2 protein-coding genes are annotated in these 12,062 nt (G+C 44.1%); both read right to left on the minus strand.

Annotated elements, in window-relative coordinates; genetic code table 11:
* Window positions 1-10 precede the first annotated feature (10 nt).
* A complete protein-coding gene (locus GO495_RS31730; protein WP_157303985.1) occupies window positions 11-9,718 on the minus strand; it encodes a non-ribosomal peptide synthetase in 9,708 nt (3,235 codons plus the stop codon).
* 20 nt (window positions 9,719-9,738) lie between these two features.
* Window positions 9,739-12,062 (minus strand): non-ribosomal peptide synthetase (locus tag GO495_RS31735; protein ID WP_157303986.1); only part of this gene is annotated, 2,324 nt, incomplete at its 5' end.

Here is a 12,062-nt window from a genome sequence, read left to right on the forward strand (position 1 = left end):
TACAATGATTTTATAATTTTATTGCTTCGTATTTATCTGCGTCATATGCAGCTTTAGCGCCGTGGACGTCAATATATGCTGCGATAGCAGCCGGAGTACTCAACTGGAAAAAAATACTGACCGCCATCTCTATGTCAAACGTGGTACGTATTGCAGCAGCCAGCCGGGTCACGAGCAGCGAGTGCCCACCAACTTCAAAGAAATTGTCATGGATACCAATCTTGGTAAGTGACAGCAACTGTTGCCATATTCTGATAATCTCTTCTTCTGTTTGATTACGTGGGCCTTCATACTCAGATCCGGATTTCAGATGCAACTCCACATCCGGTAAACGCCGTTTGTCGGCCTTACCGTTTGCAGTGACGGGTATGCGCTCTACCGGCATGATGATGCCCGGTATCATATAATCGGGCAGATGGGCTTTCATATACTGCTGGAGCACCGTCCGGTCCAATTCGACATCAGTTGTAACGTATGCGACCAGGCGTTTACTACCGGAGCTGTCTTCACGGGCAACCACTACAACATTTTTTATATTCTCTGCCTGCTGAAGCACTGCTTCCACTTCTCCCAGCTCTATTCTGTATCCCCGGATCTTCACCTGATCATCTATCCTTCCCAGAAATTCAATGTTGCCATCAGGTAACCAACGGGCTTTGTCTCCGGTGCAATACATTGTCGCAGCTTCTTTCCCACTGAAATGATCTGCCACGAAACGTGCGGTGGTCAGGCCGGGATTATTCAGGTATCCGCGGCCCACCTGTATGCCACCTATATAAAGCATTCCCGGAATACCGATACCACAGGCATTTCCATTTTTATCCAATATGTATAACTGTGTGTTATTAACAGGTGCACCTATGGGGGGTAAAACTCTTGACCTGTAATCTGCCTCCTGTATCTTATAGGCACTGACTACATGCGCCTCAGAAGGTCCATACTGGTTATAAAGAACAGCGCCTGTTCCCTGCATGAATGCATGAATGTCTGGTGTAAGTTTCAGCTGTTCTCCTGCTGTAAATATTTCATGCAGGCTTTGAGGATAATCATTAAACTCCTTTGCGTATTCAGCAATATTCTTCAATACAACAAAAGGCACAAACAAGGTGGTTATTTTCTGTTTTGAGATATCCGAAAGTAATGCCTGCATATCCTTCCTGCGTTCATCTTCTATCAGAAACAATGTCCTGCCTGCACATAAGGTGGAAAATATCTCCTGAAAACTGACATCAAAACTAAGACTTGCAAATTGCAGTACCCGATAACCCGTTCCTGCTCCCTGTTGTGTAAACTGCCATTTAATAAGGTTTGATAACCCCTTTACCGTTAGTCCGACTCCCTTGGGCATACCGGTAGAACCGGATGTGTAAATTACATATGCCAGTGCCTTATGAGACAGTTTTATACATGGATTTTTTTCATCCCGTTCCCACATATAAAGATGGTCTTCCATCTCTATGTTCCTGCGGCTATTACTGTTTTTCAACAGCATGCCACATGTCCTTGTCGTAAGTACGATGCTGGCAGCTGTGTCATCCAAAATATAGTTCAGACGATCCTGAGGATAATTAACATCCAGTGGGGTGTAAGCACCACCGGCTTTCAATACCGCGAGCACCGCGATCACCATTTCTATGGAACGTTCAACACAGATAGCTACAAGAGCGTCCTCCTTTACACCATACCGGATCAGATCGTATGCGAGAAAATTTGCTCTTTCATTCAGCTCTGTATAAGTCATTTTTCTATCGCCCGCTACTACGGCTGTCGCATCGGGATGACCATGCACCTGTGCTTCGAAAAGTTGCAGAAAAGACGTTCCGTCATCCTCTACAATATCTCCGGTACTATATCTGGTCAACACTTCCCTTTCACTGTCTGATATCATCTGCAGCCTGCTTATATTATCAGCAGGTGAACTCATTGCCGCATATAATAACGACTGATAATGCCCGAACATGCGGGCGATGGTATCTGCCGTAAACAGATCTGTGCAATATTCAATCTGTACATGTATTTCTCCGGCAGCCTCCACCAGATTGAAAAACAAATCAAACTTGGAAGTATCATGCACTGTGGTGACAGGAATGCAACTAATACCATCGAGATTAAAATCTTTTACTTCGGGTGTATTCTGCAGAACAAACATAACCTGAAAAAGAGGGCTATATGTTTGATTACGATCAACAGCAAGTACCTCTACAACCTTTTCAAACGGGGTATCCTGATGGGCGTAGGCATCCAGTGCTGTTTGTTTAACCCGCTGCAAGACACTAAGAAAATCCGGATCTCCGCTGAGATCACTTCTAAGCACCAGCGTGTTTACAAAGAGGCCTATCAGGAATTCTGTTACGCCTTCTGTTCTGTTTGCCACTGGCGTACCTACGCAGATATCATCCTGTCCTGTATAACGGCTCAGTAATACCTTAAAGCCCGCCAACAATGTCATAAACAGTGTGACGCCCTGCTTCAGGGAGAAGCTGTTAAGTTGTTCCTGTAAACGGCCATCAAAAGTAAAGGTCCGCAGACTACCCCGTATGCTTTGTATTGCCGGTCTTACAGCATCAAGTGGTAACTCAAGCGGACTTACAGCCTTCAGTTTTTCTTTCCAGTAAGCCAGTTTTTTATCCAGGATATCGCCGCTCAGATATTTGCGTTGCCAGATGGCATAATCTGCATATTGGACAGGCAGGGTATCGAGTGAAGATGCTCTTTTAAAACGACGGCTATTATATAATTCAACCAGTTCTTTTACCAATACTGACAGTGACCATCCATCAAAAGCTATGTGGTGTAATACTAGTCCCAGCAGGTATTCCTTATCGTTTATTTTTATCAGTGTTACTTTCAGCATATCTCCGTGGGAAAGATCATAAGGCTGCCCAAGTAAACTTTCCATATATGCTTCCGGCTCCAGACCAGCAGCAATGATATCGTCCGGCCGCACATAATTTATAGTCCATGTCCCCGCAGGGTTTACCAACTGATATGGAACACCATCCTTTTCCCTGATAACAGTTCTGAGAATCTCATGGCGGTCTGTTATCGTACGAAAAGCCCTGTTCAAAGCACTCACATCCAATGTGCCCTTTAAGCGGAACATACGTGGCATATTATACTGTCTGCTGCCTTGCTGCAGACGGTCAATAAACCATAATCTTTCCTGTGAATGAGATAAGGGTACAGGGTCAATTCTTTCATATTTCCTGATAGCAGGTAGTTGCTCACGTCCGTTCATAGCTATCAATTGCAGAGCCAGTGAAGCAATGGTTGGATGATCAAATATTGCGATGATAGGTAGTTCCTTTTCCAAACGACTGCGGATAGCTGCTATCATTCTTACTGCCAGCAGAGAATGTCCACCAAGTGCAAAGAAATTGGCATGTACGCCAATATTATCTACTTCCAGCAATTCCTCCCAGATAGAAACGAGTAATTGCTCTGTTTCATTCTCCGCAGCCCTGTATTCGTTTGAAGTAAGCGGAAGGATTATCTCCTGCAATAGTTTTTTCCTGTCCGTCTTTCCATTCGGAGTTAAAGGAATTGCAGGAATGATATTTATAACTGCCGGCACCATATAATCCGGTAGTCTGCCCCGGAGATAAGTACCAAGATCTTCAAGACTTATTTCTGCATCCAATACTACAAAGGCAACCAGATATTTGTCTCCCCGGTTATCTTCCGGAGAAAGAGTCACGGCCTGAAGTACCCCCGGATAAGTTTCCAGTGTGCGGGAAATTTCTCCCGGTTCTACCCTGTAACCACGGATCTTTACCTGGTCATCTTTTCTTCCGATATATTCCATATTTCCGTCCGCCAGCCATTTGCCCATATCTCCGGTTTTGTATATACCGGCACCTGGTATTCCGGACACAGGGTCCGGAACAAACCTGGCAGCTGTCCATTCTGGCTGTCCCAGATAAGCTGCTGCCAACCCTGCACCACCGATACAAATTTCCCCCGCAACACCCAGCGGGCAGAGTTTCCCCATATCATTCAAAACATAGGCAACAGTACGAGAGAATGGGCGTCCTATAGGAATATACTGCTGATATTCTCTTCCCGGAATCACTTCATGTAACAACTTACCTATTGTTGTTTCCGTAGGGCCATAATGATTGACAATACGTCCGGTATAACCAGTATTCTGTATCTCTGACACAAAGGATGCTTTCAGCAATTCTCCCCCGAAGATCAGCAGTTTACGTGGCAGTAATAATTCATTTTCATTACACAACGCTTTCCAATGTGAAGGCACGATTTTGACACAATCAATTGCATTGTCTTCAAAATAGTCCCGTATCTTTTGCCCGTCACTCACCATATTCCCGGATAACACATGTAATGTACCTCCTGTAAGCAACGCGGTATATATCACCGTATTACCAAGATCTGCAGCCAATGTTGACACCAGGGCAAAAGATTTACTTTGAGCTATTTGTGTTCTGTCCATTAAGCCATACACGTAATCCATAACACTGGCATGCCTGATTGCAACACCTCTAGGATTACCTGTAGAACCAGACGTGAAGATGACATATGCCAGATCATCAGGCTGAATTTCCAATGATAACGGTAATACCGACTGTGCACTGATCACCGGACCAGCGCTCTCTACACTCACAACAGAGACATTATGTAACGCCGTATGCTGCATAATGATCCGGTCCATCCGCAACTGCTGATCAGGGCTAACAAGAAATAATGAGGGAGAGACAGCCGCCAGCATGTTTGCAATGCGGTCGTCCGGATTACCTGTATCCAGCGGCACATAGGCTGCTCCTGCTTTTGTAATAGCAAGCAACGCGACAATCATATCCGGACCACGTTCCATACACAGTGGTACCAAAGCACCTTTTCCAATACCGTTCAACCTGAGATAATGCGCCAGCTGATTTGAAAATACATCCAATTCTCTATAGCTGACATAGTGGCCTTCGAATGCCAGTGCCGGAACATCAGGTGAAGAAATCACCTGCTCACTAAAGATCTGTACCCATGTTTTATCGTGTGCATATGCCAGCGGTCCGTTGCCGGAAAACGATAGTATTTGCTGTTTTTCTTTTTCTTCCAGTAATTCAATGCTTCCAATGGATATATCAGGATCACGGGTTATAGCATCCAGCACATTTTCGTAATGCTTCAGCATACGACTGATCAGCTCTTCCGAATAGAGATCACGCCTGTAGATCATATGTAACTGCAATTCATCCCCACGGTAACTGGCACTGAAACGCATATCAAACTTTGATGTGGTAACGGGCACATCTTCCTGTACCAGCAGGATATCTCCCATTTCAAGAGCGGCAGAAGCAGGTGTATTTTCCAATACAAAGACCACCTGAAATAAAGGATGTTTACCAGTTTCCCTTTCTGTACCCAAGGCTTCTACTACCTTTTCAAACGGTATATGCTGATAAGAGTAAGCATCCAGTGTGGTCCTCTTAACCTGCTGTAACAGGTCCCTGAATGAATTATTGCTATCGACATAACTCCGCAAAGCAACTGTATTGATAAAAAAGCCTATCAGTTCTTCCATAGAAGCCTGCTGACGACCAGCAATGGTAGTTCCTATGCAGATATCCTCCTGCCCTGAGTAACGATGTAAAAGCGCCTTAAAAGCGCTAAGCAATACCATAAACAAAGTCACTCCCTCCTGAACAGCCAACTTTGATAATTTATCCGTCAGCTCTTTATTCAGTAATGAAGCGGCTGTTGCTCCCTGCTCTTCTTCATCAGGACCTGTTTTCTTATACCTGTCAGCAGGCAACACCAGCGGACTTGTACCTGAGAGTTGATTCATCCAGTATGTGATGCCCTGCTCCAGTATTTTCCCTGAAATGTATTCACGCTGCCATATGGCATAATCTGAATATTGAATCTTTAACGGAGGCAATATGCTATTGTCCCCTTCGTAGAATGTTACGAACTCCTGCACCAGTCTTCCGAGTGACCAGCCATCAAAAGCGATGTGATGGACAACGCAGACAAGTATACTTTCTTCCGGAGAAACCTGTATCAATGTTACCTTCAGCATTTGATCATCTGATAAGCGGAAAGGGCGACGCAGCAGTTCTGCCACGAATGCAGGTCCGGCAGCGGCTACTATGTCCATTTTCCACAGGTCCGGCGCTACGATCTGCTGATACCCCACCCCATTCACTTCACGGATAACAGTACGCAATATTTCATGGCGGTTAACAATTTGCCCAAATGCGGCATTCAGACGTGCAATATCAGGAGTACCATACAGACGGAATACCCAGGGGATATTATATTGATTTCCCTGCCCCAGTTTATCCATGAACCAAAGACGCTCCTGCTGGAATGACAATGGAATTTTCCCCTTTTCCGGAATGACCGTGATCAAGGGCAGAGACATTTCCGTTCCTTCAATGGATAATTGGGACGACAGTAAAGCGATGGTGGGGTAAATAAAAATCTTCCTGACCGGGATATCGGTTCCCGTACGGTTACGAATGGCTGATACCATTCGCATTGCCATGAGGGAATGCCCTCCCATTTCAAAGAAATTATCATGGATGCCAATATCATTCAGCATTAAGACCTCCGCCCAGATAGTAACCAATAGCTCTTCCAAGGCATTACGCGGAGCCTCGTATTTGCTTCCCGGACGATGAGAGGCTGACATCGCAGATAATTTCTTTCTGTCTGTTTTTCCGTTTGGTGTCAGCGGGATTGCATCAATGCCGAGCAGTACTGAAGGCACCATATATGCGGGCAACCTGTCATTTAAATATGTTCTGAGCGACAGCATCTCAACATTCTCCTCTGCTACTATATAAGCTACCAGATATTTTTCATTGGCTCCCATATTTTCCGCCTGCACGACAGCCTGTTTTATGCCGGGAGCCTGCAATAATACATGTTCTATTTCTCCGGGTTCTATACGAAACCCTCTTAATTTCACCTGATCATCGGCCCTGCCCGCAAAAAGAATATTGCCATCAGAAGACCACTTTGCCCTGTCACCGGTTTTATATAAAAATGCGTTCTTCTTTCCGGTCAAATGGTCCGGCAGGAACTTCTCAGCGCTGAGCGCCAGTTGTTTCCAATAACCTGCTGCCACCTGTGCACCACACACATATAACTCTCCGGTTACACCTATTGCTGCGGGCTGCATATGCCTGTCAAGTATAAATACTTTTGTATTACTGACCGGTTTACCGATCATGGCCAGTCCGCTATCTCCTCCCTCCATTTTACAGAAAGTCGATACAACAGTATTCTCTGTCGGGCCATAGTTATTAATGACTTTATACGGGATGTTTTCCAGGTTGATCAACGGTAAGCGGTCACCACCTGTCAGCAGATATTTCAATGAAAGTGGTTTACCAAGAGACTCATTGATAAAACCAGTCACCAATGCAGTGGCAACAAAGCTATGGCTAATGCCTTCCATACGGAAGTAATCCAACAGCTTTGGTAATGCCATTCGTTCATCGTCACTGATAAGATAAACCGTAGCACCAGCAGATAAGTAAGGCCATACTTCCCATCCAAAAGCATCAAAGCCCACTCCTGCCATCGCGGTAGCTCTGCTGTCGCTATTGACATCAAACTCACTTATATGCCAATGAATCAAATTAAGCAGATTGGCATGACGAATAACTACTCCCTTAGGTTGTCCTGTGGATCCTGAAGTATAAATGATGTAAGCCGTATCTGAAGGCTCCGGAAAAGCCATCTCCTCATTTATTCCGAACTTGTTAAACAATACTTCATCCCGCTCTATACAAATAATATTCTCAGCAACACCTGTGCTTTCCAGCAACCGGACCTGATTAGTGCCTGCTATCATCAATTGTGCGCCCGTATCAGTTATCATATAGCTGATACGTTCAGCCGGATATTCCGGATCAACCGGCACATAGGCCGCACCCATCCTGGCGATCGCCAGCAAAGCGACGATAATATCTATCCTTCTATCCATGCATACTATGACCGGATCTCCCTTTCCAATTCCTTTGTATTTTAAATAACCTGCCAACTGCTTTACACGGGCATAAAGACTGTAATAGGTGATATTCCCGTTACCAGCCACAAGTGCGGTTTTCTCAGGCATTGATTCAGCTATTTCTGCAATCAGTTCAGGCAATGTTTTTCCCGCAGGGAAATCTGTATCTGTATTATTGAACGCTGTCAGCACCAACTGTTCCTCCTGCGCTGATAATAATTTCAGATCGCTGACCTTGATTGCAGGGTCTGCAATTGCCGAAGTCAACAATGTTTCATAATGTTCCAGCATCCTCAGAGCTGTATCTTCCTTGTACAGATCCTTGTTGTATGTAAGACTTATTGTTATTCCGGTTGCGGCAGTATGTACGTTCAGATGGAGATCTACTATTGCAGTAGTGTCTTTGTTTTCTATCGCCAGGAAGCGGGCATCTCCAAACGCAGCTACATCATGCAGGGATTCCTTTTGTGTAGAGAACATTACCTGGAACACGGGGTTGTGACTCACGGTACGCTCCACACCAAGTAATTCTACTACTTTTTCGAAGGGCATATCCTGATAGGAAAATGCCTCCGCCGTCACTAACTTTACCTGTTGTAAAAGCTGATTAAACGAAAGATCCCGGCTCATATCTGTACACAGTGCAATTGTATTGACGAAGAAACCGATCAGGTGTTCTACTTCAGGTTGCTCTCTTCCTGCCACAGGTGTACCTACACAAATCAATGATTGCCCGGAATACCTATACAACTGTACCTTAAAGACCGTCAGCAGCAACATAAACAAAGTCACATTCTCTTTCACGGCAAGCTGCTGCAATCCGGTTGCCAGCTCTTTTCCCAGTTCCTTTTTCACCACACCGCCAGCTACTCCAGGTTCCAGCGGACGTGCATAATCTGTAAAAATATCCAATGGCGTTACTTCAGAGAGACTGTTCTTCCAGAACGCTGTCATCTTTTCATAGTATTGCTCCTCTATCAGCTGTCTCTGCCAGTAAGCATAATCTTTATATTGCACTGATAATTCCGGAAGAATAGCCTGCTCATTATTTATACGGGCGTTATATAGCGCAGTCAGTTCTTTGATCATAAGGCCAATAGACCAGCCATCAAATGCAATATGATGTATAACTATGTTCAACAGGCATTCTTCTGCGGAGCGCTGGATGAGCATTACACGCAGAGGATAATCCCTGGAAAGATCAAAAGAACCGGCTAACACGTCCGCGATATATTGCTGGATATCTATTTCCTTTCTATCTGTTATGTATATCATTTCCCATGCCTCTGCATCCATCACTTCCTGATATGCCACACCGGCGTTATCCCTGATAACTGTACGCAGTATTTCATGTCTTCTCAGAATCTCTTTGAAAGATATTCCAAGAGCAATTATATCCAATTTCCCCTGCACACTGAATGTCCAGTGCATATGATATTGCCTGTGTTCCCCATATTGATCAAGAAACCACAAACGCTCCTGAGAATAAGACAGGGGTATGTGTGTAATGCCATTGCTGTCAACAGGCATGATCTTTTGCCGGGAGGTCACCGCATGTTCATTGCGGAGAAAATCAATAAGTTGCTTTTCCTGGTCTTTAATTTCCCTTAGTAGTTGCGGACTTACCACTTTTCCTCTGGGAACTTTCAACTGAAGTCTATTTTCGTCCAGTATAATATCGATACTGTTCTCTTTTGCAGACAACAACAAAGCAATGGCGCTGTTCCAGGCAGTATTCATAACTTTCAGGAGGGTTTAAGTCAAAGATTTATAAGTTCATATTCCTGCTGATCTTCGTTTTCATTCTTTTCAGGGAATTTCAGCGTTATGTACTTAGAGAGATCATTGATATTATTTAAATGGAATAATATGTTCATTGGAACTGATATTTCAAGCCGCTTCCTGATATAAGCCACCATTCTCATTGCTAAAAGGGAATGTCCACCAAGTTCAAAGAAGTTATCATATACGCCTACACGCTTCACTTCCAACAGCTCCTCCCATATCTCACATAATATAGCTTCCGTTTCATTCCCTGGCGGCTCATAAGTATTTTCCGGTAAGAGTGAAGAAAGTGGCAATGCTTCTAATTGTTTCCTGTCTATTTTACCACTGATCATCAGCGGTATTTTTTCTATCCCGATGATCATAGAAGGTAACATATAGTCAGGCAGGTATCTTTTCAGGTATTGCACTATTTCCTGTTTTTTAAATTCTCCTTCAGGTACAACATAAGCCACCAGCAGTTTATCCTTATTCTTTCCTGCATGTATAACAACAACTGATTGCTTTACATCAGGGGAACCATTCAGTGTATTTTCAATTTCCCCCAGCTCCATCCTGTTACCTCTTATCTTTACCTGATGATCTATCCGGCCCAGATAAGCCAGAATGCCGTCAGGAGACCATCTTCCCAAATCGCCGGTACTGTACATGAATGAACCGTTATCATTAAACGGATCTCTGATAAATTTACTTTCCATCAATTCAGGATGATTGAGATACCCTCTTGCAACCGGGATCCCCCCCACAAATATTTCTCCCTGCACACCTACAGGACATAACCTATGTTGTTTATCCAACACGTAGATACGGGCGTTGGCTACCGGCCTTCCTATCGGTACATTCTTATAATCACCCGCCTCACTCATATCCAGCTTTCCATTAACAAATTTTACCGGGTGTTTTCCACCTTCTGCCAACATATCCGGCTGTTCAATTGAGAAGTCGTAATATGTTACGTCCGCAGTAACCTCAGTACTTCCATAAATATTGATAAGACGGGCGGATGGGAGCAGTATGCGGAAAACATCTGTAAGATTACTGGTCAGCGCTTCACCGCTGCAGGTCCAGTATTTCAGCTGAGAAAGGTCGGTTTCATCAGCGGCAACTTTTCCAAGCACCGCATGTAACAACGAAGGCACCAGTATGATCCTTGTAATTTTATGCATTGTCAATTGCTGCATAAATATATCCAGATCAAATAGCTCTTCTCCCGCAAGCAGTAAACTGGGTATTCCCTGTAATAAAGGACCAAATATTTCCCAGATGTGATCCCCAAAAGAAAAAGATGTTTTAAGTACGCATGTTTCATGGGATTCAAATGGATAAGATTCCCACATCCAGTAAAATCTATTCAGGATACTGTCATTGACAAGTTCAACGCCCTTTGGTTTACCTGATGAACCGGAAGTAAATAATACACATATCAACTGATCCTTATCAGGTGATAAATCCGTATTCGTCAGCGCCTGTTCCCTGATATTATTTTGTCCGTCAAGACAGATCATGTTCTTCATACCGGGAGCACTCACTATTTCACTATGCTTTTTATCCGTGATCATGACCCCTGCTCCGGAGTTTTGAAGAATATAATTAATCCTTTCCTGTGGATAACCGGCATCGAGCGGTATGTAAGCCGCACCTGCCTTCAGGATACCAAGCAAGGCAATAATCACTTCCACAGAACGGTCAAGCAATACCGGCACCAGTGTTTCTTTTCCCACACCTGATTTCAGCAGGTAATGGGCTATCTGGTTCGCGCGTTCATTTATTTCACGGTAGCTGTATCTCTTGTCTCTGAAAATAATAGCAGTAGCTTCCGGTGATATTTCCACTCTTGCTTCAAATATCGATTTGATCGTAGTATCCGGCAGATACCGGCGATTTGTATCGTTAAACGAATGCAGCAGTGTATGTTCTTCCCGGGTAGTTAACAGGCTAATTTCTTTGACAGTACTAACGTTACTATCTATTATCTGCAATAAGACATGCCTGAAATGTTCACTAATCTGAAGCAGTGTTGTTTCATCCAGTAGCGATGCATTGTACTTAAATTGTACTTCAAGACGGTCTCCGGTAAAGATGATAATATTCAACGGATAGTTAGTGTCTTCGTTCATGATTACATTATCCACCTTCAGCAACCATTCATCACTTTCCAGTACTTTGGCAACCGGGAAGTTTTCAAAGACGAGGATACTGTCGAACAGATCTCCCGGCAGTTCAGTCCAACGCTGGATGTCACTCAACGATGCATATTGGTATTTCCTTGATCGTATTTGTTCCTGCTGTAAACCCTGCA

Origin of the sequence: Chitinophaga oryziterrae (assembly GCF_009758125.1) — a bacterium.
GTDB lineage: Bacteria > Bacteroidota > Bacteroidia > Chitinophagales > Chitinophagaceae > Chitinophaga > Chitinophaga oryziterrae.